Here is a 26,242-nt window from a genome sequence, read left to right as displayed (position 1 = left end):
ACGGCGTACGTCACGGCGGGCCGGGCCACACCAGGAGCATGTACGCGCCCAGCCACGCCGACGACAGGGCGGCCGCGCCGAGCCCGAGGACGGCCACCGGGCGGCGGGCCCGCGCGAGCGCGAGCGCGACCGGAAGCAGCAGCGGGAAGCCGGGCACCAGGAAGCGGGCCCGCGGGAAGTAGACGCCGCCGCTGCCGAGCACGACAAGCAGCAGCGCGCCGGTGAACAGCAGCAGGACCAGCGGCTGGCGGTCGGCGAGCGAGAGCACGTACAGCGCGCCCGACAGGATCAGGACGAGAGTGACCAGGACCAGGAACAGCGGCGGGCGGTTGGCGTACACCAGGATCGCGCGCATGTCGCGCAGCGTGCCGATGCCGCCGTCCCACTGGTTGTCCCAGAGCTTCTGCACGGCGAAGTAGCCGTCCCAGCGGCCGACCCGCGCCGCCACCCAGGCCACGTAACCGCACCAGCCGAGCGGGGCGAGCAGCGCGCCCAGGACGAGGCGCCGGTCGAACCGGCGGGTGCGCACCAGGGCCGTGAGGGCCGTCAGGGAGACCGCGGCCGCGAGCGCGATGCCGGTGGGGCGGGTCAGGCCGGCCAGAGCCGCCAGCGTGCCCGCCCAGACCCAGCGCCGGGTCAGGACGCAGTGCAGCGCCCACGCGGTCAGGGCCGTGAACAGCGACTCGGTGTAGCCCATCCACTGGACCACCGCGACCGGCAGTGCCCCCCACAGCACCGTGAGCAGGGCTCCCACGCGGCGGCCGTGCAGGCGGTCGCCGACCGCGAACACGCCCCACGCGGCGACCAGCGAGAGCCCGATCGCGAGGAGCAGTCCGACGGTGGCCCGCGAGCCCGGGGTGACGCCGGCGACCGCCTTCACCAGGAGCGGGTACAGCGGGAAGAAGGCCAGGTTGTTGAGCTGTTCGGTGTGCAGCGCGTGTTCGTAGCCGTGGTCGGCGATGCCGAGATACCAGTTGGAGTCCCAGGACGTGGCGAGCGTCGGCCAGATCCCGTGGTGCCTGACGTGCGCCCATTTCGCGAGGACCAGCACCCCGAAGAGGCGTACCGCGAGATAGCCGAGCAGGGCGGGAGCGGCGTACCTCAGGGCGGTGCGTGCCCGGCCCCGGGCCGGGGGCCGGCCGCCCGCGCCGTGCGGGGCCGGGCGTCGGCGGGCGGCGGGGACGGGACGGCGACGGACCGGGGTGGTGGCCGCTGACGGCGCGGTCGGGGGCACTGCGACAGCTCCTTGGCTCGGGCGCGAGGGTACGGGTCACCCTTTCTCGCAAGTCCCCGCGAGGTGCCGCAGCGCTGCGTCAACTGCCGTACGAAATCACCCGGATGAGTGGAAGGGGCGGTGGTCTTTTGACCACCGCCCCTGTCCTTCGCGCGCTGTGCGCCCGATCCTTCGCGTGCCGTCCCGGGTCAGATTCCGGCGGCGGCCGCCAGGTCCTTCTTGATGCCGGCGAGCAGCTCGGCGCCGCGGGCGCGGGCCGCGTCCAGGTCCGCGGCGGAGCCCACCGGGACCACGACCTCCAGGTAGCACTTGAGCTTCGGCTCGGTGCCGCTCGGGCGCACGATGACCCGGGCGCCCTCCAGGTAGTAGCGCAGGCCGTCGGTGGGCGGCAACTGCTCGGTGCCCTCCGTCAGGTCCTCCGCCTTCGTCACCGCGAGACCCGCCAGCGACGTCGGCGGCTGCTCGCGCAGGCGCGCCATCGCGTCCGAGATGATGCTCAGGTCCTCGACGCGCACCGAGAGCTGGTCGGTGGCGTGCAGGCCGTGCGCCAGGGCCAGTTCGTCCAGCAGGTCCAGGACCGTGCGGCCCTGCTCCTTCAGGACGGAGGCGAGCTCGGCGAACAGCAGGGCCGCCGTGATGCCGTCCTTGTCGCGCACGCCCTCGGGGTCGACGCAGTAGCCCAGCGCCTCCTCGTAGCCGTAGCGCAGACCGTCCACGCGGGCGATCCACTTGAACCCGGTGAGCGTCTCCTCGTACCCGAGCCCCGCGGCCTCGGCGATGCGGCCGAGCAGCGAGGACGACACGATCGACTCGGCGAAGACGCCGGAGACGCCCTTGGAGACGAGGTGGGCGGCGAGCAGCGCGCCGACCTCGTCGCCGCGCAGCATGCGCCACTGGCCGTCGCGCTCCTTGACCGCGGCCGCGCAGCGGTCGGCGTCCGGGTCGTTGGCGATGACGATGTCCGGGTTCGCGCGCCGGGCCGTCGCGAACGCGAGGTCCATCGCGCCCGGCTCCTCCGGGTTGGGGAAGGCGACGGTCGGGAACGCCGGGTCGGGCTCGGCCTGTTCGGCCACCAGGACCGGCTCCGGGAACCCGGCCCGCGCGAAGGCGGCGAGCAGTACGTCCTTGCCGACGCCGTGCATCGCCGTGTAGACGACGTTCGCGGTGCGGGGCGACCCCTCGGTCAACACCGCGTCCGTACGCGCCAGATAGGCGTCCAGAACCTCGTCCCCGAGCACCTCCCAGCCGCTCTCGGGACGCGGTACGTCGTGCAGCGAGGCGACGGCGTCGATCGCGGCGGCGATCTCCGCGTCGGCGGGCGGCACGATCTGCGAGCCGTCGCCGAGGTAGACCTTGTAGCCGTTGTCCCGCGGCGGGTTGTGACTGGCCGTCACCTCGACACCCGCGACGGCGCCCAAGTGCCTTATGGCGTAGGCGAGTACGGGCGTCGGCAGCGGCCGGGGCAGGACCGCGGCCTTCAGACCGGCGCCGACCATCACGGCCGCGGTGTCCCGCGCGAAGTCCGCGGACTTGTAGCGCGCGTCGTATCCGATGACGACGAGACCGTCGCCCTGGCCCTTTGCCTTCAGGTACGCGGCGAGTCCGGCGGCGGCGCGGATGACGACCGCACGGTTCATCCGCATCGGTCCGGCGCCCAGCTCGCCGCGCAGTCCGGCGGTGCCGAACTGGAGCGTGCCGCTGAACCGCGCGGCCAGTTCCGCCGCGTGCCCGGCGTCCGCCGAACTCTCGATGAGCTTGGCCAGCTCCTCGCGCGTCTCGCTGTCGGGGTCCTCGGCCAGCCAGGCCTGGGCCCGCGCGATCAGGTCCTGCGTCACGTTGTCAGCCTTTCGGGAAGGGCTCTTCGGGAGGGATCAGATGCGGTCGAGTACCCGGGTGAGCAGCTCGCCCATGCGCGCCGCCGAGTCGCGGCCCGCCTGGAGCACCTCTTCGTGGTTGAGCGGCTCACCGGTCAGACCGGCGGCCAGGTTGGTGACGAGCGAGATCCCGAGGACCTCAGCACCGGCCTCACGGGCGGCGATGGCCTCAAGGACGGTCGACATGCCGACGAGGTCGCCGCCGAGCACGCGCACCATGTTGATCTCGGCCGGGGTCTCGTAGTGCGGCCCGGGGAACTGGACGTACACGCCCTCTTCCAGCGTCTCGTCGACCTCCTTGCACAGCGCGCGAAGCCGCGGCGAGTACAGGTCGGTGAGGTCCACGAAGTTGGCGCCGATGATCGGCGAGGTGGCCGTCAGGTTCAGGTGGTCGCTGATGAGGACCGGCTGGCCGGGGCGCATGCCCTCGCGCAGACCGCCGCAGCCGTTGGTGAGTATGACGGTCTTGCAGCCGGCGGCGACCGCGGTGCGCACACCGTGCGAGACGGCGGCGACGCCGCGGCCCTCGTAGAAGTGCGTACGGCCGAGGAAGACCAGCACGCGCTTCTCGCCGATCTTGTACGAGCGGATCTTGCCGCCGTGCCCCTCGACGGCCGGCGGGGGGAAGCCCGGCAGCTCGGTCACGGGGAACTCGGCCTCGGGGGCACCGAGGGCGTCGACGGCCGGCGCCCAGCCGGAGCCCATCACCAGGGCGACGTCGTGGGTGTCGGCGCCGGTGAGCTCACGCAGGCGCGTGGCGGCGGCGTCGGCGGCGGCGTGGGGGTCCTGGAGCAGGTCCGGGGTGGCAGATGCGTTCACTGAGTCTCTCGCCTCGCGAAGGAACGTCGTCCCGCCCGGTGTCTGTCCGGCCGGGTCCGGGGGTTTTCCCCCGGTAAAGAAGAAGTACGCGCACGAGCGTAACCGCTGAAGTCCTACGCGCGTAGATGTGAAGGATAACGGACCTGGCCGTTCCTCTTGTGGCTTCGCACGAGAGCTGCGTCGCAAACGGCGGGACCGGGCCCCTGAGCTGGGGCCGGACCGCTGCCGGGCCGGCGCGCGCGCTCAGCAGGGGCGCTTGCGGAGCTCCATCACATAGTCGTGCGGCGCGCCCGCGGACTCGGCCGCGTCGGCCAGCTCGCCCAGGTAGCGCGCGGAGGGCAGCCCGCCCTCGTAGCCGTTCAGGACGTACAGCCAGGCCGGCTCCTCGCCGTCCAGGGTGTGCACCCGCACCCGCATCCGGCGATATATGTCGAGACCGACGCCCTCCCACCGGTCCATCGACTCCTCGTCCAGCGGCGCGATGTCGTAGAGGGCGACGAAGACCTGTGAGCGGGGTGCCTCGACGATCGTCGCGAGGGCGCCCTCCCAGCCCATCTGCTCCCCGCCGAACGTGAGGCGCCAGCCGTTGAGCCAGCCGGTGCCGCGCAACGGTGAGTGCGGGGCGCGGCGGGTCATCAGCCGCGGATCCAGGTTGCCGGCGTACGCGGCGTAGAGCGACATGGTGTCGAGGGTACGACAGTGACCCGTGAGGGCACTTCGCGCGGCCCGGTCGCACACCTGCCCCGCCCGATCCCGCCCGCGCGGCCGAATGGCGCCCCGGGGGCGAGGACACTTGAAGCGTGCGGGACAATGAGGTACGTACTGCGTTCCCCCGGGGCCCCGCCCCGGACCCCCGGTCGCTTGGGCAGGCAGGCTGGGATCGACACAACGAGGCGGACTTTTTCGTGACGCGGATCGTGATCATCGGTGGCGGACCGGGCGGATACGAGGCGGCCCTGGTGGGCGCCCAGCTCGGTGCGGAGGTGACCGTCGTGGACTGCGACGGTCTGGGCGGGGCGTCGGTGCTTACCGACTGCGTGCCGTCGAAGACCCTGATCGCGACGGCCGAGGTGATGACGACCTTCGACTCTTCGTACGAGGAGTTGGGCATCCTCGTCGCCGACGACACGCCGCCCGAGGAGCAGTCGGCCCGCGTCGTCGGCGTGGACCTCGGCAAGGTCAACCGGCGTGTCAAGCGCCTCGCGCTCGCACAGTCCCACGACATCACCGCCTCCGTGACCCGCGCGGGCGCCCGGGTCATGCGCGGCCGCGGCCGGCTCGCAGGTCCCCAGGGCATCGACGGCACCCGCGACGTGATCGTCACCGCCGCCGACGGCACCGAGGAGATGCTCACCTGCGAAGCGGTGCTCATCGCCACCGGCGGCAGCCCGCGCGAGCTGCCCGACGCGCAGCCCGACGGCGAGCGGATCCTCAACTGGACGCAGGTGTACGACCTGGACGAGCTGCCCGAGGAGCTCATCGTGGTCGGCTCCGGCGTCACCGGCGCCGAGTTCGCCGGTGCCTACCAGGCGCTCGGCTCCAAGGTCACCCTCGTCTCCTCGCGCGACCGGGTGCTGCCCGGTGAGGACCCGGACGCGGCCGCGGTCCTGGAGGACGTGTTCCGCCGCCGCGGCATGAACGTCATGGCCCGCTCGCGCGCCGAGTCCGCCAAGCGCGTCGGCGACCGGGTCGAGGTCACCCTCTCCGATGGCCGCGTCATCAGCGGCACCCACTGCCTGATGGCGGTCGGCGCGATCCCCAACACCGCGAACATGGCGCTTGAGGAGTCGGGCGTACGCCTCAAGGAGTCCGGTCACATCTGGACCGACAAGGTCTCGCGTACCTCCGCCCCCGGTGTGTACGCGGCCGGCGACGTGACGGGCATCTTCGCGCTGGCGTCGGTCGCCGCGATGCAGGGCCGCATCGCGATGTACCACTTCCTGGGCGACGCGGTGGCCCCGCTGAACCTGAAGACGGTCTCCTCCAACGTCTTCACCGACCCCGAGATCGCCACCGTCGGCTACACCCAGGCCGACGTGGACGCGGGCAAGATCGAGGCCCGGGTCGTCAAGCTGCCGCTGCTTCGCAACCCGCGGGCCAAGATGCAGGGCATCCGGGACGGCTTCGTCAAGATCTTCTGCCGTCCCGGCACCGGCATCATCGTCGGCGGCTGCGTCGTCGCACCGCGTGCCAGCGAACTGATCCACCCCATCTCGATCGCCGTCGACAACAACCTGACGGTGGAGCAGATCGCGAACGCGTTCACCGTGTACCCGTCCCTGTCGGGCTCGATCGCCGAAGTGGCCCGGCAGTTGCACACCCGCAAGAAGGCGGGAGAGGCGTAACTCCCCTGATGGGACAGGGGAGTTGCCGAGTGGGAGCCGAGGCCTCGGGGGGACCCGGAGGCCATATACCACTCAGCGACCCCCTTTGGGTGCACCTTCTGTTATTCGGCGCAAACTGCTGAAAACATTCGGCCGCTCAAGTTACTGTCAGTTTCGTGTTCGCTGCAGAACGTCGCCAATTGATCCTCGAAATGGTGCGCGCCAACGGGGCGGTATCGCTCCGTGAGCTCGCCCGCGTCGTCCAGACCTCCGAAGTGACCGTACGGCGGGACGTGCGGGCGCTGGAGGCCGAAGGACTCCTCGACCGCCGGCACGGCGGTGCGGTGCTGCCGGGCGGGTTCACCCGCGAATCCGGCTTCCCGCAGAAATCCCATCTAGCGACCGCGGAGAAGACGGCCATCGCCGACCTCGCCGCAGGTCTCGTCGAAGAGGGCGAGGCCATCGTGGTCGGCGCCGGGACGACCACGCAGGAGCTGGCCCGCCGGCTCGCGCGGGTCCCCGGCCTGACCGTCGTCACCAACTCCCTGCTGGTGGCACAGGCGTTGGCGCACGCCAACCGGGTCGAGGTCGTCATGACCGGAGGCACCCTGCGCGGCTCCAACTACGCCCTGGTGGGCAGCGGAGCCGAGCAGTCCCTCCAGGGCCTGAGAGTCTCCCGCGCCTTCCTGTCCGGAAGCGGGCTGACCGCCGAGCGCGGCCTGTCCACCTCCAACATGCTCTCGGCGAGCGTGGACCGCGCGCTGGTCCAGGCCGCGGCCGAGGTGGTGGTCCTCGCGGACCACACCAAACTCGGCGCCGACACCATGTTCCAGACGGTCCCGACCGACGTGATCACGCGCCTCGTCACCGACGAGCCACCGGGCCACGATGACAGGGCCGCCACCGAGTTGCAGGCGCTGGCGGACCAGGGCGTGCAGATCGCTGTGGCGGGCCCGTCGGGCACGGGCGCCGAGGCTCCTCCACCCGGCCGCCAGCCCCGCCGCGACATGCCGGTGCCCGGCCAGCGCCGCAGCCACGTGCCCGGTTCGGGCCCGCAGCTGCGGAGCGCCGCGGCGCTGGGGGAGCAGCAGCCGGGGGACCGGGCACGGGTGGCGGACCTGCGGCGGCGGTAGCTTTCCGGGGCCGTTCGGTGCGCCCTGGAGAGTGTGCGCGAGGGCGCGCCCCGCTCGGCCTGGATCGCCGCGTTCGTGACCGTACGCGAGGGCGCGTCCGCGGCCGGGCTAGTTCTTCAGCCCCCGGTACGTCAGCGCAAGCAGGCGGTCGGCCAATTCCGGGTCGTCCGGGGCCTGTTCGGCCGCCAGCGCGATGGCGTTGGTCAGCTGCATGAGGTCGGCGATGGTGACGCCGGGGCGTACGGATCCGGCTTCCCGGGCCCGTACGAGCAGGGCGTCACCCGCCTCCCGCATCGGCTCGCTGCACTGTGCGAGCGCCGAACTGGCGTCGTGCGAGGCCGACATGAGGGCTCGGGCGAGTCCGCGGTACACGCCCGCGTGCGTGATGATCGCGCGCAGCCACTCGATGAGCGCGGTGCAGGGCTGTTCGGCGGCCAGCAACTCCCGCGACCGTACGAGGAGTACGTCCACCTCACTCTGGAACACCGCGCTCAGCAGGGCGTGCCGGGTGGGGAAGTGGCGGTACAGCGTGCCGATGCCGACGCCGGCGCGCCGGGCCACGTCCTCCAGGGAGGTGTCCGTGCCGTGCTCGGCGAAGGCGGTGCGGGCCACGGCCAGCAGCCGCTCGTGGTTGCGCCGGGCATCTGCGCGCAAGGGGCGGGAGGTCGCGCTGGGGTTGCCTGCCATGCCCCAAGGATGCCACCCGGCCACCCTGTCGGCTCCGCCCCAAGGGTGCCCCCGGTCACCCTGGCGGTTCCGCCCCCAGGATGCCCCCGGCCACCCTGGCGGTTCCGCCCCAAGGACGCCCCCCGGCCGCCCCGGCGGCCTCCGCCCCACGGGGCGCCGGGCTCGGCCCTACGAGCCGCGCCCCGCGTGCAGCTCCACGCTGGTCGCGCCCCGGCAGACCTGTACGCGCGTGTTCTCGCCCGCCATGAGCGCCGCGAACAGCGCCCACTGCGCGGTGTCGTCGCGCAGCCATGCCTGGAGCTGCCTGCTCGATGCGTCGTCGCCCAACTGGCCGGTGCACCACATCACTTGGCCGCGCAGCCATGACGCCGCGAGGGCCGCCGACGGTGTGCCGTGGGAGTTGACCAGTGTCGCTGTGCCGCGTCCCCCCACCCACAGCGCGGCTCGGACGCCGCATCGGTACTCGATGGGCTTCACAGCAGCTCTCCCCGGCTCCGGGCATTGCACCGCGCGTTCTCGGCGCGCAGCCGCTCGGCGGGGGTCGCGGGGCGGACGGTCGCGGGCTCCGTCTCCCATTCGGTTCCGCCGGCCATCGGGCGGAGCGACCAGTAGGGCCCGGCGACCCCGCGGAACTCTCCCACCCGGTCCGCCCGGCTGGTGTCCACCACCAGCGTGCCGGGTTCCGGGACATCGTCGGGGTGCTGTTCGTCCGGGGGAACGCGCTTCACAGACAAAGCTGCTCCTCTCTGTAGTGGTTTCACTACCAAGAGTGTTCAGCGTGGCTTAGCCTTGGAAACCGTTCAACGTGTCAGGGAAGGACGAAAGGTTGGTATCGGCCCTTGAATATCAAGGAGTTGGACCCGGAGAGCTCCCCGCAGGCCGCGTTCGGGGCGCGACTGCGCAGGTTGCGCGAGGAACACGGCTGGACGCAGGACAAGTTGGGCGAGGAGATGGGGTATTCCAGCACGCACATCTCGTCAGTTGAAACTGGGCGCAAGATGCCAACCTTGCGCTTCGCGCGCCGAGCTGACGCCGCGCTAGGGAGCGAAGCGTTCGAACGCGAGTGGCGCGAGCTGCGGCACGGGGTGTTGCTGGAGGGCTTCCCGGAGTACGTGTCCCACGAGGGGCGCGCGGTTGAGATCCGGCTGTACGAAATCGGCATCATCCCAGGGCTGTTGCAGACACCGCAGTACGCACGAGTGCTGGCGGACAGCGCGGTGCGACGGGGTGCGATCACGCCCGAGCAGGCCGCCGAGCGCGTCGCGTTCCTGGCGGAGCGTCAAGAGGCGCTGGTTCGACAGCGACCGCCCTTGGTGTTCGTGGTCATGGACGAGAGCTGCATCCGGCGGCCGATCGGTGGGCGCGATGTCATGCGTGCTCAGCTTGAGCGGCTGGTCGAGTTCGCCGCCCTCCCCACCACGGTGCTCCAAGTGGCGCCGTTCGGCATAGGCGAGCTCCGCACGTTCAACCTCCCGGTGAACTTGCTGACGATGACCGACCGATCGGTCATCGGCTATGCCGAGGCCCAGACGCGAGGCCACTTGGACCGGGACACCACCTCGGTACTCCCCCTGCTGGCGGCCTACCATCAACTACAGGCTGAAGCGCTGTCGCAGGCGGAAACCGTGGCCATGATCAACGAGGTAGGAAAGGGCATCCCGTGACGACCGACGAAACTCCCCGCTGGTTCACGTCCTCGTACAGCGACAACGGCGGTAACTGCGTCGAGGTCGCCGGGAATCTCGTCGCCTCGCGCGGCGTGGTCCCCGTCCGTGACTCCAAGAACCGGCCCGGCCCGGTTCTCGACCTCCCCGCCGGTGCGTTCGCCGACTTCGTGGCGGGCGTGAAGGCCGGAGCGCTCGGCGCCGTCTGAGGGCAAACGCAGGAGCCCCGGCCGTGAACTCCGGCCGGGGCTCCTGCGTATGGGCGTGTCAGTCCTTGATCTCGCAGATCATCGCGCCGGACGACACCGACGCACCGACCTCCGCCGACAAGCCCTTGATCGTGCCGGAGCGGTGGGCGTTGAGCGGCTGTTCCATCTTCATGGCTTCGAGGACGACGACGAGGTCGCCTTCGTTGACCTCTTGGCCTTCTTCGACGGCGACCTTGACGATGGTGCCCTGCATGGGTGAGGCGAGGGTGTCGCCGGATGCGGCTGAGCCGGCCTTCTTGGTGGCGCGGCGCTTGGGCTTGGCGCCGCCGGCGGCGGCGGTGCGGGCCAGGGTCATGCCGAGTGAGGACGGCAGGGAGACTTCGAGGCGCTTTCCGCCGACCTCGACGACGACCGTCTCGCGGCCCGGCTCCTCGTCCGTCTCGGCGTCGGCCGGAGCCGTGAACGCCGGGATCTCGTTGACGAATTCGGTTTCGATCCAGCGGGTGTGGATGTGGAAGGGGTCGCTGGTGAAGGCGGGGTCGGTGACGACGGCGCGGTGGAAGGGGATGGCGGTGGCCATGCCTTCGACGGTGAATTCGGCCAGGGCGCGGGCGGCGCGCTGGAGGGCTTGTTCGCGGGTGGCGCCGGTGACGATGAGTTTGGCGAGGAGGGAGTCCCAGGCGGGGCCGATGACGGAGCCGGATTCGACGCCGGTGTCGAGGCGGACGCCGGGGCCGGAGGGCGGGGCGAAGAGGGTGACGGTTCCGGGTGCGGGCAGGAAGCCGCGGCCGGGGTCTTCGCCGTTGATGCGGAACTCGAAGGAGTGGCCGCGCATGGCGGGGTCGTCGTAGCCGAGTTCTTCGCCGTCGGCGATGCGGAACATTTCGCGGACCAGGTCGATGCCGGTGACTTCTTCGGTGACCGGGTGTTCGACCTGGAGGCGGGTGTTGACCTCCAGGAAGGAGATCGTGCCGTCGGCGGCGACGAGGAACTCGACGGTGCCCGCGCCGACGTAGCCGGCTTCCTTGAGGATGGCTTTGGACGCGGCGTACAGCTCTGCGTTCTGGGCTTCTGTCAGGAACGGGGCGGGGGCTTCCTCGACCAGTTTCTGGTGGCGGCGCTGGAGTGAGCAGTCGCGGGTGGAGACGACGACGACGTTGCCGTGGGTGTCGGCCAGGCACTGGGTTTCGACGTGGCGGGGCTTGTCGAGGTAGCGCTCGACGAAGCACTCGCCGCGGCCGAACGCGGCGACGGCTTCGCGGACGGCGGAGTCGTAGAGCTCGGGGACTTCTTCGAGGGTGCGGGCGACTTTGAGGCCGCGGCCGCCGCCGCCGAAGGCGGCCTTGATCGCGATGGGCAGGCCGTGTTCCTGGGCGAACGCGACGACTTCGTCGGCGCCGGAGACGGGGTCGGGGGTTCCGGCGACGAGGGGGGCGCCGGCGCGCTGGGCGATGTGGCGGGCGGCCACCTTGTCGCCGAGGTCGCGGATGGCCTGGGGCGGCGGGCCGATCCAGGTGAGGCCGGCGTCCAGGACGGCCTGGGCGAAGTCGGCGTTCTCGGACAGGAATCCGTAGCCGGGGTGGATGGCGTCCGCGCCGGAGTCGGCCGCGGCCGCGAGGACTTTGGTGATGTCCAGGTAGCTGGCGGCCGGGGTGTCACCGCCCAGGGCGAACGCCTCGTCCGCGGCCCGGACATGCAGTGCATCCCGGTCCGGATCGGCGTAGACGGCTACGCTCGCGATCCCGGCATCCCGGCAGGCTCGGGCAACGCGGACAGCGATTTCGCCACGGTTGGCGATGAGCACCTTGCGCACGATGGCTCCCTCCTTGAAAACAAGCTGAGTTTAGGGAAGCCGCACACTGGCTTACGACCCATCCCCAATGGTGAGCTTGCCCACACGGAGTGTGATTCGAGGCACGCTCAAGTCGCGAAATCCCTTGTCGGACCACGGTACGCCCGGCTCCCGTACCGCACAGTAGCGGTGTGGTGTGGCCAAGGTCTCTGTCTCGGCGGCCAGCAGGACCCCGCGTTTCTTTGTCGAGTCCCTACGAATGGCCGAATGATTCTTTGCGGCTGAGGGGGAGCTCCGTCCCCGTGCCGCGGTCCGCGGGGCCAAGATCCGCCGCCGTTCTTGTCCGGACCCTTGTACGAAGCCCTACCGGTTAGTAGCGTGCGGCACGTCGCCGTACTAGGGGTAACAGGGGGGTGCAGCGCCGTGCTGCGCAGACCGATCGCCATCGTGGCCGCGCTCGTCCTCTTCGCCGAGGCCTGTGCGGTCGTGCTCGTCAACTGGGTCCTCGGCCTCGTCGCCGGCAACCAGCACATGTCCCTGGCCGGGATGGATCCGAAGGCGATTTCCACCGGGGCCTGGGTCGCGGGCGGGCTGTTCGGCCTCTTCCTCGTCGGCTGCGGAATCGTTCTGCTGGTCGTCGGCATCCGCGACCGGGCCCCCGGCCGCTTCGGCCGCATCGCGGTGATCGCCTGTGCGGTGGTGCACGGGGTGCTCGGCGCGCTGACCGTCGGCCTCGTCGGCTGGTACGCCTTCGCGGTCCTGATGGTGGTGCTCGCGCTGCTCGTGTACGTACTCCTGGCGTACGTGAAGGAGCCCGGGGCGCCCGAGTCCGAAGACGGCGCCCCCGGCGCCCACGACGGCGCCCCGGCCGCCGCCTGAGCCCGTCCCGCGCGCCCGCTAGGCCCAGAGGTCGGTGATCGAGATCCCGAGCTCGCCGAGCAGCTTGCGCAGCAGCGGCAGGGAGAGCCCGATGACGTTGCCGTGGTTGCCCTCGATGGAGTCGACGAACGGTGCCGAACGGCCGTCGAGCGTGAACGCCCCCGCCACGTCAAGGGGTTCACCGCTCGCCACGTACGCCGCGATCTCCGCGTCGGTGGGGTCGCCGAACCGTACGACCGTCGAGGCGGTTCGCGACGCGCGCTCGCCCGTCGCGGTGTCGATCACGCAGTGGCCCGTCTGGAGGATGCCCGCGCGGCCGCGCATCGACTTCCAGCGGGCCGTGGCGTCCTCGGCGTCGGCGGGCTTGCCGAGCGCCTCGCCGTCGAGTTCCAGTACCGAGTCGCAGCCGATGACCAGCGCTCCGGCGGCCTCGGGGCGCCCCGCCACCGCGTCCGCCTTCGCCTCGGCGAGTACGCGGGCGAGTTCGGCGGGGTTCGGGGCGGTCATCGCGTCTTCGTCCACACCGCTGACGATCACCTCGGGGGCGAGTCCGGCCTGGCGGAGCAGTCCGAGCCGGGCGGGTGATTGGGAGGCGAGGACGAGGCGGCGCTGAGCAGTCATGGGCGCCATCGTAGGGCGCCCGCGCGCGGGCGAGGCGGGCGCCCGGGGGCTCAGCGGATGCCGACCACGACCATCGCCACGACCATCGCCAGGGCGAGCAGGAGGCCCGCCCGGCGCATCATCGCCTGCGCGTCCCGCAGTTCCTTCGGCGGCTCGTTCTCCGGGTCCGACCACAGCATGCAATCGATACTGCGACGAGGGCCGGGGGTGCGCCTGAGTACGGGTACTCAGGCCGCCGGTGTCGAATGCCCCAGCGTGGCCGGTGCTTCGGCCCCGTGCCCCGGCGCAGGGCGTCGGCCGGGGCCTTCGAGGCAGACGCGCAGGACGGCCGGACCCCCTCGCTCGAAGGGGCCGGCCGCCGGTGGGTGGGCTACGCCGGCCAGTACGTCCTGGCCCAGGTGCGGGCCCCGGGCCTCGGCAGGGCGCGGCGGGCGATGCGCGCGGGGTCGGACCAGCCCTCGGGCGGCTGCGGCGCACCGGGCGCGGCCGAAGCCGTCGCCGCGGCGCGCGCCTGGACCACCGCCAGTGCGGCGGCCAGCTCCTCCGGGGTCGGATTGCCCCGTACGACCTTGATCACAGCGGCTCCTCGCGGGAGTTGGGGGCTAGAGGGGGATGTTGCCGTGCTTCTTCGGAGGCAGGGATTCCCGCTTCGTGCGCAGCTGACGCAGACCCCGCACGAGGTGGGCGCGGGTGTCCGACGGCATGATCACGGCGTCGACGTAGCCGCGCTCGGCCGCGATGTACGGGTTGAGGAGGGTGTCCTCGTAGTCCGCGATCAGCTCGGCGCGCGCGCTGTCCTGGTCCTCGGCCGCCGCGATCGTGCGCCGGTGCAGGATGTTGACCGCGCCCTGCGCGCCCATGACCGCGATCTGCGCGGTCGGCCAGGCCAGGTTGAGGTCGGCGCCCAGGTGCTTGGAGCCCATGACGTCGTACGCGCCGCCGAAGGCCTTGCGGGTGATGACCGTGATCAGCGGGACGGTCGCCTCGGCGTACGCGTAGATCAGCTTGGCGCCGCGGCGGATGATGCCGCCGTACTCCTGGTCCACGCCCGGCAGGAAGCCCGGCACGTCCACGAAGGTGACCACGGGAACGTTGAACGCGTCGCAGGTGCGCACGAAGCGAGCGGCCTTCTCGGAGGCGTTGATGTCGAGGCAACCGGCGAACTGCATGGGCTGGTTGGCGACGATGCCTACCGGGTAGCCCTCGACGCGGCCGAAGCCGGTGATGATGTTCGGAGCGAACAGGGCCTGCGTCTCCAGGAACTCGCCGTCGTCCAGGACGTGCTCGATGGCCGTGTGCATGTCGTACGGCTGGTTCGCGGAGTCCGGGATGAGCGTGTCCAACTCCCGGTCCTCGTCGGTCACTTCGAGGTCGGCCTCCTCGGGGAAGGCGGGGGCCTCGCTCAAGTTGTTCGACGGGAGGTAGGACAGCAGCGACTTGACGTACTCGATGGCGTCCTTCTCGTCGCCCGCCATGTGGTGCGCCACGCCCGAGGTGGTGTTGTGGGTGCGGGCGCCGCCGAGCTCCTCGAAGCCGACGTCCTCGCCGGTGACGGTCTTGATGACGTCCGGCCCGGTGATGAACATGTGCGAGGTCTGGTCGACCATGACCGTGAAGTCGGTGATGGCGGGCGAGTACACCGCGCCGCCCGCGCACGGGCCGACGATCAGCGAGATCTGCGGGACGACGCCGGAGGCGTGGACGTTGCGCCGGAAGATCTCCGCGAAGAGGCCGAGCGCGACGACACCCTCCTGGATGCGGGCGCCACCGCCGTCGTTGATGCCGATGACCGGGCAGCCGGTCTTCATGGCGAAGTCCATGACCTTGACGATCTTCTCGCCGTAGACCTCGCCCAGCGAGCCGCCGAAGATGGTGAAGTCCTGCGAGTACACGCACACCGGGCGGCCGTCGACGGTCCCGTAGCCGGTGACCACGCCGTCGCCGTACGGGCGGTTCTTCTCGATCCCGAAGTTGGTCGAGCGGTGCCGGGCGAACTCGTCCAGTTCCACGAACGAGCCCTCGTCGAGCAGCAGGTCGACCCGCTCACGCGCCGTCAACTTGCCCTTGGCGTGCTGCTTTTCGACCGCGCGCGCGGAGCCGGCGTGCGTCGCCTCGTCGATACGGCGCTGAAGGTCCGCGATCTTTCCCGCGGTGGTGTGACTGCCTTTGTTGCTGGAGATGGCGATCGCGTCGACTGCGTCGTGGTTTTCCGGCTCGGACATCGGGATGCGGCTCCCTGCCTGGTCACGGGGATGGTGGCTACTGACTCGTAGGGTAGTGGCGCGCATACGGTTCGGCAGTGCGGCGTTGGCCACACCCTGAGGGCCTTGCAATTGCCGCCTAACCTGGCTGCATGACACCTCCGGACGCATCCGACAGCCGCTGGTCCGACCTCGACCGGCCGCCCCTGAACGCCACCGCGCTGCGCCGCGCCCTGCTGCGGCCGGAGAGCTTGTGGACCTCGCTTGACGTGCTGACCGCGACCGGCTCCACCAACTCCGACCTCGCGGCGAAGGCGGACGCACTGGCCGAGGGCGCGGTGCTGATCGCGGAGGAGCAGACCGCGGGGCGCGGCCGCCTGGACCGGCGCTGGTCGGCGCCGGCGCGCTCCGGGCTGTTCTTCTCCGTACTGCTGAAGCCGGGGGAGTCGGTGCCGGTCGAGCGGTGGGGATGGCTGCCGCTGCTCACCGGGGTCGCGGTGGCCGGCGGGCTCGCGCGGGCGGCGGGCGTGGAGGTGGCCCTCAAATGGCCCAACGACCTCCTGGTCACCGTGGACGGCGAGGAGCGCAAGGCGGGCGGAATCCTCGCGGAGCGGGCCGGAGCGGAGGCCGTCGTCGTCGGCATCGGCCTCAACGTGACCCTGCGCGCCGACGAACTCCCCGTGCCGGGCGCGGGCTCCCTCGCGCTCGCCGAGGCCGTCTCCACCGACCGCGACACCCTGCTGCGGGCGGTGCTGCGCTCCCTTGAGGAGCGGTACGAGGCGTGGCGCGCGGCGTCGGGCGACCCGGTGGCGTCCGGGCTCCACGAGGCGTACGCGGCGAACTGCGCGACGCTGGGCCGCCCGGTGCGGGCGGAGCTGCCCGGAGGGCAGTCGGTACGGGGCGAGGCGGTGGCCGTCGACGGGGACGGGCGGCTCGTCCTCGCGACCGAAGAGGGCGTGCAGCGGCCGGTGGCGGCGGGCGACATCGTCCACCTGCGCCCGGCATGAGGGTGCCTTCCCACCCGCCGGGCACCCGGGGCGGGCGGGGAAGGGACCAAGGGCCCCTACCGAGGGGAGCGGACGTGAGCTACGGCACACCTGCCGTATCGTGGGGGCCGATCCAGCGACAGATCGGCAGGGCAGTGCGCAGGCAACGGGCAGGAGGCGGCCGGTGACCGTCGACGAGACACGGTCCGGCGCGGACGCCGGTACCGGTGACGGCCGCGGCGCCGGCACCCCTTCGGACCCCCCGTCCTCCGCGTATCCGACCCCGCACCACGAGGTCGACCACACCGCCGAGCCGACCGACGACCCGCTCGCCATCCGCCTTGAGCAGCTGATCCTCGGCGCCGAGCGGCGCTACACCCCCTTCCAGGCGGCCCGTACGGCGGGCGTCTCCATGGAGCTGGCGTCCCGGTTCTGGCGGGCCATGGGGTTCGCCGACATCGGGCAGGCCAAGGCGCTCACCGAGGCCGACGTGCTCGCCCTGCGGCGGCTTGCCGGACTCGTGGAGGCGGGGCTGCTCAGCGAGCCGATGGCGGTGCAGGTGGCCCGCTCCACCGGGCAGACCACCGCCCGGCTGGCCGAATGGCAGATTGATTCTTTTCTGGAGGGCCTGACCGAGCCGCCCGAGCCCGGCATGACCCGTACGGAAGTCACGTATCCGCTGGTCGAACTGCTCCTGCCGGAGCTGGAGGAATTCCTGGTCTACGTCTGGCGGCGGCAGCTGGCCGCCGCCACGGGACGCGTGGTGCAGGCTGCCGACGACGAGGAGATGGTCGACCGCCGCCTCGCCGTCGGCTTCGCCGACCTCGTCGGGTTCACCCGGCTCACCCGGCGCCTGGAGGAGGAGGAGCTCGGCGAGCTCGTCGAGGCCTTCGAGACGACCGCCGCGGATCTGGTCGCGGCCCACGGCGGGCGGCTCATCAAGACGCTGGGCGACGAAGTCCTCTTCGCGGCCGACGACGCCGGGACCGCCGCCGAGATCTCGCTGCGGCTGATCGAGACCATGGCGGGCGACGAGACGATGCCCGAGCTGCGCGTGGGCATCGCGTTCGGCACCGTCACGACCCGGATGGGCGACGTGTTCGGCACGACCGTGAACCTCGCGAGCCGGCTCACCTCGATAGCTCCGAAGGACGCCGTTCTGGTCGACGGGGCGTTCGCGGAGGAGCTGGCCCGTACCGGCGACGCCCCCGTCTCCGAGGCCCAGGCCGCAGAGGAGGCCGCCGCGGCCGAGAAGGAGGGCGAGGAGCCGGCCGCCGTGCCGAAGTACCGCTTCGCGCTCCAGCCCATGTGGCAGCGCCCGGTGCGCGGACTCGGCGTCGTGGAGCCCTGGCTCCTGCACCGGCGCGAAGCCTGAGCGCTCCGCGGGAACCGAGTGGCTCGGGTGCGGGCGCGTGGTGGCTGGTCGCCAAGCCCGCTCGGAGCCCGGACGGCCCTGGCTGAGGTAGCGGCGCGACACCTAGGATCACTCCCGACGTAACGTTCGTTAACGCGGAGGGGTTCGCATGGCTGAGCAGCGGTTCGGGGAGTACGTCGTCGTACGGCGCGAGGGGTTCGTCGCCGAGCTGGTGCTCGACCGGCCCAAGGCCATGAACGCGGTCTCGACGGAGATGGCCCGTTCCATCGCCGCCGCCTGCGACGCGCTCGCCGCCGACCGCGACGCCCGGGTCACCGTGCTGACGTCGACCCACGAGCGGGCGTTCTGTGTGGGCGCCGACCTGAAGGAGCGCAACTCCTTCACGGACGCGGAGCTGGTGCGCCAGCGGCCCACCGCACGCGCCGCCTACACCGGCGTGCTCGAACTGCCGATGCCCACCGTGGCCGCCGTGCACGGCTTCGCCCTGGGTGGCGGCTTCGAGTTGGCGCTGGCCTGTGACGTGATCGTGGCGGACGCCACCGCCGTGGTGGGTCTGCCCGAGGTGTCGGTCGGCGTGATCCCCGGCGGCGGCGGTACGCAGCTGCTGCCGCGCAGGGTCGGCGCCGCGCGCGCCGCCGAGCTGGTCTTCACCGCGCGCCGTGTCGAGGCCGTCGAGGCAAGGGAGTTGGGACTCGTCGACGTCCTGGCCGACGACGCCCGCACGGAAGCCCTCGCGCTCGCGGGCCGGATGGCCTCCAACTCGCCCGTCGGGCTGCGGGCGGCGAAGCGCGCGATGCGGCTCGGGCAGGGCCTCGACCTGCGGGCCGGCCTGGAGGTCGAGGACGCGGCGTGGCGGTCGGTGGCCTTCTCGGGCGACCGGGCGGAGGGCGTGGCCGCGTTCAACGAGAAGCGCAAGCCGGTGTGGCCCGGGGAGTGACCGGAGTGACCCCGGGTGCGCCGGGGCCCGGCGGGCCGGTGTCGTTCGCGTAGCCGTAGCCGTAGCCTGGCGTCCCGGCGGTCAAACCTCGCATACCTCCCTAAGCTGGAGGAATGGGTGGAGAGGATGCCCGGCTGCGGGCCGTGGTTTCGCTGGCGCAGGCGATGGCCGCGACGCACACACCGCGCGAGTCCTGGCGGGCCGCCGCGCACGGTGCGCGCGAGGCGCTCGGTGGGAATTTCGCCGCGCTGTCGGTCTGGGAGCGCGACCTCGGCCGGCTGCGGGTGCTGGTGAACGACGGCGAACGGGCCGCGGGGGAGGAGGAGTTCCCCGAGGACGAGACGTACCCCGTGCACCAGTTCCCGGAGATCACCGAGTTCCTGCACGAGCGCTGGGCGGGCGGCGGTGAGCCGAACGCCTGGGTCGAGACCGCCGTCGAGCCGCCCGGCGGGGAGGCGGGGTACTGCCACGAGAGGGTGACCGCCCTGCGCCGGCGCGGCCGGGGGTGCTGCGTGGTCGCACCGATCGTGCTGCACGGGCGGGCCTGGGGCGAGCTGTATGTCGCGCGACCGGTCGTGATGGCTGTCTTCGACGCGGCCGACGCGGACTTCGCGACCGTGCTCGCCTCGGTCGCGGCGGCGGGCATCGCGCAGACCGAGCGCCTCGAAGAAGTACGCCGCCTGGCCTTCACCGATCCGCTCACCGGGCTCGCCAACCGGCGGGCCGTGGACATGAGGCTCGACGAGGCGGTCGAGCGGCACCGTACCGAAGGGGCGGTCGTCAGCCTCGTCGTCTGCGATCTGAACGGCCTCAAACGGGTCAACGACACCCAGGGCCACGCGGTCGGCGACCGCCTCCTTGAGCGCTTCGGCTCGGTGCTCTCGCTGTGCGGGGCGATGCTGCCGGGGGCGCTGGCCGCGCGGCTCGGCGGCGACGAGTTCTGCCTCCTCTCGGTGGGCCCGTCCGCCGACGAGGTGGTGGCGGTCGGTGAGCAACTCTGCCTGCGCGCAGGGGAGTTGGAGCTCGGCGAGGGCGTCGCGTGCGGGGTGGCCTCCACGGGCGACCCCATCGGCGAGGTGCGCTCGGCGCGGCGGCTCTTCCGTCTCGCCGACGCGGCGCAGTACCGCGCGAAGGCCGCGCGTGCGGTCAAGCCGGTGGTGGCGGGGCGGGACGGCGGGGTGCTGCGGCTCGCGGACACCCCGCCGCCCGCCCCGCACGACCGGCGCCGGTTCCGGGGGCGGGGGTAGACGCTGGGGCCGCGCCCCCGGACCTTCCGTTGGTGCGCGGGCCGTGCGCGACTGATCGCGCAGTTCCCTGCACGCCCTCAAGAGCCCGGGGCCCGCCGGATTCGGTAAGGAGCCCACCCCCTCCCCGCTAGTGACATGACGGGATTCAATCCGTAGGGTGCTGAATATGGATATGCACACTGTCGTGGTGGGGACCTCCGGGACCACCCCCGAGGACGTCATCGCCGTGGCCCGGCACAACGCCCGGGTCGAGCTCTCCGCCGAGGCCGTCGACGCCCTGGCCAAGGCGCGAGAGATCGTCGACGCGCTGGCTGCCAAGCCGGAGCCGGTGTACGGCGTCTCCACCGGTTTCGGTGCCCTCGCCTCCCGGCACATCAGCCCCGAACTCCGCGCCCAGCTCCAGCGCAACATCGTGCGCTCGCACGCGGCCGGCATGGGCCCGCGGGTCGAGCGCGAGGTCGTGCGCGCCCTCATGTTCCTGCGCCTGAAGACCGTCGCCTCCGGGCACACCGGCGTACGCCCCTCCGTCGCCCAGACCATGGCCGACGTGCTCAACGCGGGCATCACCCCGGTCGTCCACGAGTACGGCTCGCTCGGCTGCTCCGGTGACCTCGCGCCGCTCTCGCACTGTGCCCTGACGCTGATGGGCGAGGGTGACGCCGAGGGTCCCGACGGCGTCGTGAAGCCCGCCGCAGAGCTGCTCGCCGCAGCCGGCATCACCCCGGTCGAGCTGCGCGAGAAGGAGGGCCTCGCCCTCCTCAACGGCACCGACGGCATGCTCGGCATGCTCTGCATGGCCATCGCCGACCTGAAGAAGCTCTACACCTCCGCCGACATCACCGCGGCCCTCTCCCTCGAAGCGCTGCTCGGCACCGACAAGGTGCTCGCCCCCGAACTGCACGCCATCCGCCCGCACCCCGGCCAGGGCGCCTCGGCCGCCAACATGCTGGCCGTGCTCAAGGGCTCGGGTCTGACCGGCCACTTCCAGGAGGAAGAGGCGCCGCGCGTCCAGGACGCCTACTCGGTGCGCTGCGCCCCGCAGGTCAACGGCGCCGGGCGCGACACGATCGCGTACGCCCTGACCGTCGCCGAGCGCGAGCTGGCCTCCGCCGTCGACAACCCGGTGGTGCTGCCCGACGGACGCGTCGAGTCCAACGGCAACTTCCACGGCGCCCCGGTCGCCTACGTCCTGGACTTCCTCGCCATCGTCGCCGCCGACCTCGGCTCCATCGCCGAGCGCCGCACCGACCGCCTGCTCGACAAGAACCGCAGCCACGGCCTGCCGCCGTTCCTCGCCGACGACGCCGGCGTCGACTCCGGCCTGATGATCGCCCAGTACACCCAGGCCGCCCTGGTCAGCGAGATGAAGCGGCTCGCGGTGCCCGCGTCCGCCGACTCCATCCCGTCCTCCGCCATGCAGGAGGACCACGTCTCCATGGGCTGGTCGGCCGCGCGCAAGCTGCGCACCGCTGTCGACAACCTCGCCCGCATCATCGCCGTCGAGATGTACGCGGCGACCCGCGGCATCGAGCTGCGCAAGGGCCTCACCCCCGCGCCCGCCACACAGGCCGCCATCGCCGCAGCCCGCGCGGCCGGCGTCCAGGGCCCCGGCCCGGACCGCTTCCTCGCCCCCGACCTGGCCGCCGCCGACGCCTTCGTACGCGAAGGAAAGCTGGTCGCCGCGGTGGAGCCGGTGACGGGCCCGCTCGCCTGAGTCACCATGGCCGTACGCAAGGGCCGCCCGGGATGTCACCATCCCGGGCGGCCCTTTTCCTTGTGCGCGGCGGCAGTTGAGGCCTCTGCCCCGCCGCCTCAGCAACTACTCGATCTGCGGACCGAATACGTCACGAAGCCCGCCCCCAGGCCCAGGAACAGCGAGCCGCCGACCAGGTAGGGGGAGGTGTTCGCGCTGCCGGTGTCGGCGAGGGCGAGGGTGTTCTCGGCGGTGGCGGGGGCGGCCCGGTCCGCGACGGGCGCGGGGGCGGACGAGGGGCGCTGCTCGTCCGTGGCGTTGGCGGACGGCACGAACCACAGGGCGCAGAGCAGCGAGCCCGCGGCGGTGGCGGTGAGCAGGGGACGGCGGGCGACGGACAAGTGAGCGATCCCCTTGCGAGTACGTCGAATTGGCGGGATGCGCTGATGCTAGTGAAAGCAGCGGGTCGCGGGAAAGTCGCAGGCGCCCCGGGCCTACGCTCCCTCGCATGAGCGAAGTAGAGACATCACGGTATGTACGCCTCCGCATCGATTTGGTCCTTGAGGTCGGGGACGCGGACAAGCTGGCGGCGGCCGCCCTCGACCGGATCGCCGAGGACCCGTCCATGCAGCCCGAGGAACGCACGCATGCCGAGGCCGCGGTGCGGGAAGACGGAGCGGAGGCCCTCGCCTACCTCGTGGACCCCGTGGGTCTCGTGGAGGCGCTGCCGGGGGTGGAGCTGGCCCAGGCCTCCTGGAGCAGCGAGCGGGTCGGTTACGACGCCGACGACGAGGAGTGGGACCTGGACGAGGAGGACGGCAACGACGAGGACTGACGCGATGTGCTGAGCCGGGCGGTGGACGAGCGGCGGCGGGCGCGGGGCGGCGTTTTGGTGATCTTGCACCGGCCCGCCCCACCCCGTCCTCGAACGCGTGGTGTGCCCCACATTCACCCCCACTGCGGAACGCGATCGAGCAGTCTGATGTTCTAGACGTGATGGCTCTGGGGGACGGCGACGATGGAGAAGCGTGTGAAGACGGAGAGTAAGCGGCGCAAGCGGAGCCTCATGGCCGCGTGTGCGGTGCTCGGCGGCGTACTGGCCCTGTCGGCCTGCAACGGCAACGACGCCAAGGCCGGCGTGGCCGACAGCTCGAAGTCGGCGCAGTCGCAGGCCGACAAGGCCGCCGAGAAGGACACCTCGGACGCGAAGATCACCATCTCCCCGAAGAACGGCGCGAACAACGTCGGCATCAACAGCGACACCAAGGTCACCGTCGCCGACGGCAAGCTGACCGATGTCACTCTGACCTCCGCCGACGGCGCCAAGGTCGCCGGGAAGATATCCGCCGACGGCCTGAGCTGGGCCCCGGACAACGCGCTGCAGCGTTCGGCGACGTACAAGATCACGGCGACCGCGGCGGACGCCAAGGGGCGCCAGGCGCACGAGAACGCCTCCTTCACCACCGTCTCCCCGCAGAACAGCTTCATAGGCAACTTCACCCCCGAGGACGGCTCCACGGTCGGCGTCGGCATGCCGGTGTCGATCAACTTCGACAAGGCGATCACGAACAAGAAGGACGTTCAGTCCAAGATCACGGTCTCCTCCAGCAGCGGTCAGGAGGTCGTCGGGCACTGGTTCGGCTCGCAGCGCCTCGACTTCCGCCCGCAGGACTACTGGAAGGAGAACTCGACCGTCACCATGAAGATGGACCTGGACGGCGTCGAGGCCTCCAACGGCATCACCGGGGTCCAGGAGAAGACGGTCACCTTCAAGATCGGCCGCAACCAGGTCTCCACCGTCGACGCGAACACCCACACCATGACCGTCACCCAGGACGGCAAGGTCGTGAAGACCATCCCGATCTCCGCGGGTTCGCCCGACCACCCGACGTACAACGGCCAGATGGTGATCTCCGAGAAGTACAAGGAGACCCGCATGAACGGTGCGACGGTCGGCTTCACGGACAACGACGGCAAGGGCGAGTACGACATCAAGGACGTGCCGCACGCCATGCGCCTGTCCGCCTCCGGCACCTTCATCCACGGCAACTACTGGGGCGCGAAGTCCATCTTCGGCAGCGCCAACACCAGCCACGGCTGCGTCGGCCTGTCCGACACCAAGGGCGCCAACGACAACGGCACCACGGCCGCCTGGTTCTACAACAACTCGATCACCGGTGACGTCGTGATCGTCAAGAACTCCCACGACAAGACGGTCCAGCCCGACAACGGCCTCAACGGCTGGAACCTGAGCTGGGCCCAGTGGAAGGCCGGCTCCGCCGTCTGACCGGCCCCCCTGGCCGTCAGGTCCGGACCGGCTGCTCGGCGCTCCAGCTGCCGAGCAGCCGCAGCGACTCCTCCGACTTGGAGCCCGGCTCCGCGTGGAAGGTGATCAGGGACAGGTCGTGCGCGTCCGGCAGCTTCAGCGTCTCGTACGCGAGCGTCAGCTCGCCCACCACCGGATGGCGCAGCCGCTTCATGCCGTGGCCCTTCTCGGCGACCGTGTGCGCCGCCCACATGGTGCGGAACTCCTCGCTCTTGACCGACAACTCGCCGATCAGCGCGGTCAGTTGGGGATCGTCCGGGTAGCAGCCCGCACACAGCCGGAGCACGCTCACCATGTCGACGGCCTTGCTGTGCCAGTCGACGTACAGCGAACGCGAAGCCGGATCGAGGAAGACCTGGCGCGCCAAGTTCCGTTCCTGTGGCGGCAGTTGGGACATGTCGCCGAGCAGGGCCGCCGCCATCCGGTTCCAGCCGAGGACGTCCAGGCGCGGGCCGACGATGTAGGCGGGCACGCCCTCCATCGCGTCGATCAGCTGCTGGAGCGCCGGACGCACCTGCTGCGGCCGGCAGGCCGACGCGCGCTTCTTCTTCGCCTTGCCCTTGGCGACGTGGCTGAGGTGGTCCTGCTCGATGTCGTTCAGACGCAGCGCCCGCCCGATCGCCTCCAGGACCTCCACGGAGACGTTCTGCGCGTTGCCCTGCTCAAGGCGCGTGTAGTACGCCACCGACACCCCGGCCAGCTGCGCCAGCTCCTCCCGGCGCAGGCCGGGCACCCGGCGGTGCCGACCGTGGTCGGGCAGCCCCACGTCCTCGGGCTTCAGCCGGGCCCGGCGGGAGCGGAGGAATTCGCTGAGTTCGGCGCGCTGGTCCATGACACCCCAGTATCCGCCGTCGGCACGGTGGTCATACGACCGCCAGCCTGACCCTGTCAGTGGTACGCACGGTGGACGTAGGCAGAACAGAGGCCTGGGTGACCTGCGGGGATTCGGGCACGCTTGGCCACGTACCCCAAAGATCTGAGGAGAACGGCATGACCACCGTCGCCGCCTACGCCGCCCCCGCCGCCAAGGCTCCGCTGGAGCGCACCACCATCGAGCGCCGTCCGGTGGGCCCGAACGACGTGCTCATCGACATCAAGTACTCCGGGATCTGCCACTCCGACATCCACCAGGCCCGCGAGGGCTGGGGCCAGGCCATCTTCCCGATGGTGCCCGGCCACGAGATCGCCGGTGTGATCACCGAGGTCGGCTCCGCCGTCACCAAGTTCCAGGTCGGCGACCGCGCCGGGGTCGGCTGTTTCGTCGACTCCTGCGGGAAGTGCGAAGCCTGTCTGTCGGGGCAGAACCAGTTCTGCTCGGACGGCGTCGCCACGTACAACTCGATCGGCCGGGACGGCGAGCCCGCCTACGGCGGCTACTCCACGCACATCGTCGTGGACGCCGACCACACCCTGCGCATTCCCGAAGGCATCGCGCTGGACGTCGCGGCCCCGCTGCTGTGCGCCGGCATCACCCTGTACTCGCCGCTCAAGCGCTGGCAGGCGGGCCCCGGCAAGAAGGTCGCCATTCTCGGCCTCGGCGGCCTCGGCCACATGGGCGTCAAGATCGCGCACGCGCTCGGCGCCGAGGTGACCGTGCTCAGCCAGTCGCTCCGCAAGAAGGACGACGGCCTGAAGCTCGGCGCCGACCACTACTACGCGACCAGCGAGGAGGACACCTTCAAGCAGCTCGCGGGCTCCCTCGACCTGATCGTCTCGACCGTCTCCGCCCCGCTCGACCTGGGCGCGTACCTCTCGCTCCTGAAGACGGGTGGCGCGTTCGTCAACGTGGGCGCCCCCGAGGAGCCGAACTCCCTCAACATGTTCGGCCTCATAGGCGGCAACAAGATCCTCGCCGGTTCGATGATCGGCAGCATTGACGAGACCCAGGAGATGCTCGACTTCTGCGCCGAGCACGGCCTGGGCGCCGAGATCGAGCTGATCCGCGCGGACCAGATCAACGAGGCGTACGAGCGGGTGCTCGCCAGCGATGTGCGCTACCGGTTCGTTATCGACGCCGCGACGATCTGATCCGTGGGGATCCGAGTCGTGAGGATCTGGTTCGCGGCGGTCTGAGCCGTGGCGATCCGAGTCGCGACGATCCGACCGGACCTTGAGCGCGCGAAACCCCGCAGGCCCCGCCGCCTGCGGGGTTTCGCGCTGTCTCGCCGCTTACCTGGGGGGTAATCGACCGGCGCCGACGGGCCCGGCAGGATCGAACCGTTCGCAGGGGAGACCACACCA

General features: G+C 71.4%; 27 protein-coding genes. 13 read left to right on the top strand and 14 right to left on the bottom strand.

From position 1 onward, the window contains the following. Positions 1-10 precede the first annotated feature (10 nt). The 4 genes from OG522_RS14450 to OG522_RS14435 all read right to left on the bottom strand — a co-directional run bounded on the left by OG522_RS14450 (position 11) and on the right by OG522_RS14435 (position 4,608). Positions 11-1,234, bottom strand: coding sequence for a hypothetical protein (locus OG522_RS14450; protein WP_385530341.1), 1,224 nt, complete (start codon positions 1,232-1,234; stop codon positions 11-13). 188 nt (positions 1,235-1,422) lie between these two features. Continuing rightward, entirely contained in the window at positions 1,423-3,069 is a 1,647-nt protein-coding gene (locus tag OG522_RS14445; protein ID WP_329463395.1) for a phospho-sugar mutase, read from the bottom strand. 36 nt (positions 3,070-3,105) lie between these two features. Further along, on the bottom strand, positions 3,106-3,927 hold the full coding sequence (locus tag OG522_RS14440; RefSeq protein ID WP_329463394.1) for a purine-nucleoside phosphorylase: 822 nt from the start codon (positions 3,925-3,927) through the stop codon (positions 3,106-3,108). 243 nt (positions 3,928-4,170) lie between these two features. Next, entirely contained in the window at positions 4,171-4,608 is a 438-nt protein-coding gene (locus OG522_RS14435; RefSeq protein WP_329463393.1) for a gamma-glutamylcyclotransferase, read from the bottom strand. 224 nt (positions 4,609-4,832) lie between these two features. Here OG522_RS14435 and OG522_RS14430 point away from each other — a divergent pair, with 224 nt between their 5' ends. Continuing rightward, positions 4,833-6,272 (top strand): NAD(P)H-quinone dehydrogenase, encoded by a 1,440-nt coding sequence (locus OG522_RS14430; protein ID WP_329463392.1) that lies wholly within the window; start codon positions 4,833-4,835, stop codon positions 6,270-6,272. 155 nt (positions 6,273-6,427) lie between these two features. Beyond that, a complete protein-coding gene (locus tag OG522_RS14425) occupies positions 6,428-7,384 on the top strand; it encodes a DeoR/GlpR family DNA-binding transcription regulator (RefSeq protein ID WP_329463391.1) in 957 nt (318 codons plus the stop codon). 108 nt (positions 7,385-7,492) lie between these two features. Here OG522_RS14425 and OG522_RS14420 read toward each other — a convergent pair whose 3' ends face one another. The 3 genes from OG522_RS14420 to OG522_RS14410 form a co-directional block, all read right to left on the bottom strand. Next, positions 7,493-8,071 carry a TetR/AcrR family transcriptional regulator gene (locus tag OG522_RS14420; protein ID WP_329463390.1) on the bottom strand — a complete coding sequence of 193 codons (579 nt, stop codon included), beginning with the start codon at positions 8,069-8,071 and terminating at the stop codon, positions 7,493-7,495. A 168-nt stretch (positions 8,072-8,239) separates the two neighbouring features. Further along, positions 8,240-8,548 carry a hypothetical protein gene (locus OG522_RS14415; RefSeq protein ID WP_329463389.1) on the bottom strand — a complete coding sequence of 103 codons (309 nt, stop codon included), beginning with the start codon at positions 8,546-8,548 and terminating at the stop codon, positions 8,240-8,242. Continuing rightward, positions 8,545-8,799, bottom strand: coding sequence for a hypothetical protein (locus OG522_RS14410; RefSeq protein ID WP_443074699.1), 255 nt, complete (start codon positions 8,797-8,799; stop codon positions 8,545-8,547). The genes OG522_RS14415 and OG522_RS14410 overlap by 4 nt, the downstream gene beginning before the upstream one ends. Before the next feature lie 111 nt (positions 8,800-8,910). Between OG522_RS14410 and OG522_RS14405 the strand changes: the two genes are divergently transcribed. Together OG522_RS14405 and OG522_RS14400 are read left to right on the top strand one after the other, a co-directional pair. Beyond that, positions 8,911-9,735, top strand: coding sequence for a helix-turn-helix domain-containing protein (locus OG522_RS14405; RefSeq protein ID WP_329463387.1), 825 nt, complete (start codon positions 8,911-8,913; stop codon positions 9,733-9,735). Continuing rightward, the gene (locus OG522_RS14400; RefSeq protein WP_329463386.1) at positions 9,732-9,944 is read left to right on the top strand and encodes a DUF397 domain-containing protein; all 213 of its coding nucleotides are present in this window, start codon (positions 9,732-9,734) and stop codon (positions 9,942-9,944) included. The genes OG522_RS14405 and OG522_RS14400 overlap by 4 nt, the downstream gene beginning before the upstream one ends. 58 nt (positions 9,945-10,002) lie before the next feature. Here the strand turns inward: OG522_RS14400 and OG522_RS14395 are convergent, their stop codons facing one another. Continuing rightward, on the bottom strand, positions 10,003-11,757 hold the full coding sequence (locus OG522_RS14395) for an acetyl/propionyl/methylcrotonyl-CoA carboxylase subunit alpha (RefSeq protein ID WP_329463385.1): 1,755 nt from the start codon (positions 11,755-11,757) through the stop codon (positions 10,003-10,005). A 402-nt stretch (positions 11,758-12,159) separates the two neighbouring features. Here OG522_RS14395 and OG522_RS14390 point away from each other — a divergent pair, with 402 nt between their 5' ends. Beyond that, positions 12,160-12,615, top strand: a complete 456-nt coding sequence (locus OG522_RS14390; RefSeq protein ID WP_329463384.1) for a hypothetical protein — start codon at positions 12,160-12,162, stop codon at positions 12,613-12,615. Positions 12,616-12,633: 18 nt separating this feature from the next. Here OG522_RS14390 and OG522_RS14385 read toward each other — a convergent pair whose 3' ends face one another. The 4 genes from OG522_RS14385 to OG522_RS14370 form a co-directional block, all read right to left on the bottom strand. Next, entirely contained in the window at positions 12,634-13,245 is a 612-nt protein-coding gene (locus OG522_RS14385) for a Maf family protein (RefSeq protein ID WP_329463383.1), read from the bottom strand. A gap of 41 nt (positions 13,246-13,286) precedes the next feature. After that, positions 13,287-13,415 (bottom strand): morphogenic membrane protein MmpB, encoded by a 129-nt coding sequence (mmpB, locus tag OG522_RS14380; protein ID WP_329463382.1) that lies wholly within the window; start codon positions 13,413-13,415, stop codon positions 13,287-13,289. Between the two features lie 191 nt (positions 13,416-13,606). Then, a complete protein-coding gene (locus OG522_RS14375) occupies positions 13,607-13,813 on the bottom strand; it encodes an acyl-CoA carboxylase epsilon subunit (RefSeq protein WP_100574798.1) in 207 nt (68 codons plus the stop codon). 25 nt (positions 13,814-13,838) lie between these two features. Then, positions 13,839-15,458 carry an acyl-CoA carboxylase subunit beta gene (locus tag OG522_RS14370; RefSeq protein ID WP_329463381.1) on the bottom strand — a complete coding sequence of 540 codons (1,620 nt, stop codon included), beginning with the start codon at positions 15,456-15,458 and terminating at the stop codon, positions 13,839-13,841. 131 nt (positions 15,459-15,589) lie between these two features. On the opposite strand from OG522_RS14370, the gene OG522_RS14365 reads away from it, so the two are divergent. From OG522_RS14365 to hutH, 5 genes are all read left to right on the top strand, one after another. Next, on the top strand, positions 15,590-16,444 hold the full coding sequence (locus tag OG522_RS14365) for a biotin--[acetyl-CoA-carboxylase] ligase (protein WP_329463380.1): 855 nt from the start codon (positions 15,590-15,592) through the stop codon (positions 16,442-16,444). Between the two features lie 163 nt (positions 16,445-16,607). Continuing rightward, on the top strand, positions 16,608-17,798 hold the full coding sequence (locus OG522_RS14360) for an adenylate/guanylate cyclase domain-containing protein (RefSeq protein ID WP_329463379.1): 1,191 nt from the start codon (positions 16,608-16,610) through the stop codon (positions 17,796-17,798). A gap of 148 nt (positions 17,799-17,946) precedes the next feature. Beyond that, a complete protein-coding gene (locus OG522_RS14355; RefSeq protein WP_329463378.1) occupies positions 17,947-18,735 on the top strand; it encodes an enoyl-CoA hydratase/isomerase family protein in 789 nt (262 codons plus the stop codon). Between the two features lie 113 nt (positions 18,736-18,848). Beyond that, complete coding sequence (locus tag OG522_RS14350; protein ID WP_329463377.1) at positions 18,849-19,982, top strand: GGDEF domain-containing protein; 1,134 nt, start codon at positions 18,849-18,851, stop codon at positions 19,980-19,982. Positions 19,983-20,154: 172 nt separating this feature from the next. Further along, positions 20,155-21,696, top strand: a complete 1,542-nt coding sequence (hutH, locus tag OG522_RS14345; protein WP_329467583.1) for a histidine ammonia-lyase — start codon at positions 20,155-20,157, stop codon at positions 21,694-21,696. A 98-nt stretch (positions 21,697-21,794) separates the two neighbouring features. Here the strand turns inward: hutH and OG522_RS14340 are convergent, their stop codons facing one another. Then, on the bottom strand, positions 21,795-22,076 hold the full coding sequence (locus OG522_RS14340) for an LPXTG cell wall anchor domain-containing protein (RefSeq protein ID WP_329463376.1): 282 nt from the start codon (positions 22,074-22,076) through the stop codon (positions 21,795-21,797). A gap of 107 nt (positions 22,077-22,183) precedes the next feature. Here OG522_RS14340 and OG522_RS14335 point away from each other — a divergent pair, with 107 nt between their 5' ends. Then, entirely contained in the window at positions 22,184-22,510 is a 327-nt protein-coding gene (locus OG522_RS14335) for a hypothetical protein (RefSeq protein ID WP_329463375.1), read from the top strand. Between the two features lie 183 nt (positions 22,511-22,693). Then, positions 22,694-23,962 carry a L,D-transpeptidase gene (locus OG522_RS14330; RefSeq protein ID WP_329463374.1) on the top strand — a complete coding sequence of 423 codons (1,269 nt, stop codon included), beginning with the start codon at positions 22,694-22,696 and terminating at the stop codon, positions 23,960-23,962. Between the two features lie 16 nt (positions 23,963-23,978). Here the strand turns inward: OG522_RS14330 and OG522_RS14325 are convergent, their stop codons facing one another. After that, on the bottom strand, positions 23,979-24,833 hold the full coding sequence (locus OG522_RS14325; protein WP_329463373.1) for a helix-turn-helix transcriptional regulator: 855 nt from the start codon (positions 24,831-24,833) through the stop codon (positions 23,979-23,981). 158 nt (positions 24,834-24,991) lie between these two features. Between OG522_RS14325 and OG522_RS14320 the strand changes: the two genes are divergently transcribed. Then, on the top strand, positions 24,992-26,029 hold the full coding sequence (locus tag OG522_RS14320) for an NAD(P)-dependent alcohol dehydrogenase (protein WP_329463372.1): 1,038 nt from the start codon (positions 24,992-24,994) through the stop codon (positions 26,027-26,029). The last annotated feature ends 213 nt before the right edge of the window (positions 26,030-26,242 follow it).

It is taken from the genome of Streptomyces sp. NBC_01431 (assembly GCF_036231355.1).
Lineage (GTDB): Bacteria > Actinomycetota > Actinomycetes > Streptomycetales > Streptomycetaceae > Streptomyces.
Note: the sequence above shows the minus strand (reverse complement) of the source record. Positions and strands in the feature narration are given on the sequence as shown.

Excerpts from the sequence above, each read along its gene's own strand:
- OG522_RS14385 (WP_329463383.1), bottom strand. The coding sequence starts at position 13,245 with ATGGCGCCCATGACTGCTCAGCGCCGCCTCGTCCTCGCCTCCCAATCA.
- OG522_RS14330 (WP_329463374.1), top strand. The coding sequence starts at position 22,694 with ATGGAGAAGCGTGTGAAGACGGAGAGTAAGCGGCGCAAGCGGAGCCTC.
- mmpB (WP_329463382.1), bottom strand. The coding sequence starts at position 13,415 with ATGCTGTGGTCGGACCCGGAGAACGAGCCGCCGAAGGAACTGCGGGAC.
- OG522_RS14320 (WP_329463372.1), top strand. The coding sequence starts at position 24,992 with ATGACCACCGTCGCCGCCTACGCCGCCCCCGCCGCCAAGGCTCCGCTG.
- OG522_RS14435 (WP_329463393.1), bottom strand. The coding sequence starts at position 4,608 with ATGTCGCTCTACGCCGCGTACGCCGGCAACCTGGATCCGCGGCTGATG.
- OG522_RS14350 (WP_329463377.1), top strand. The coding sequence starts at position 18,849 with ATGGGTGGAGAGGATGCCCGGCTGCGGGCCGTGGTTTCGCTGGCGCAG.
- OG522_RS14420 (WP_329463390.1), bottom strand. The coding sequence starts at position 8,071 with ATGGCAGGCAACCCCAGCGCGACCTCCCGCCCCTTGCGCGCAGATGCC.
- OG522_RS14370 (WP_329463381.1), bottom strand. The coding sequence starts at position 15,458 with ATGTCCGAGCCGGAAAACCACGACGCAGTCGACGCGATCGCCATCTCC.
- hutH (WP_329467583.1), top strand. The coding sequence starts at position 20,155 with ATGCACACTGTCGTGGTGGGGACCTCCGGGACCACCCCCGAGGACGTC.
- OG522_RS14355 (WP_329463378.1), top strand. The coding sequence starts at position 17,947 with ATGGCTGAGCAGCGGTTCGGGGAGTACGTCGTCGTACGGCGCGAGGGG.
- OG522_RS14325 (WP_329463373.1), bottom strand. The coding sequence starts at position 24,833 with ATGGACCAGCGCGCCGAACTCAGCGAATTCCTCCGCTCCCGCCGGGCC.
- OG522_RS14365 (WP_329463380.1), top strand. The coding sequence starts at position 15,590 with ATGACACCTCCGGACGCATCCGACAGCCGCTGGTCCGACCTCGACCGG.
- OG522_RS14335 (WP_329463375.1), top strand. The coding sequence starts at position 22,184 with ATGAGCGAAGTAGAGACATCACGGTATGTACGCCTCCGCATCGATTTG.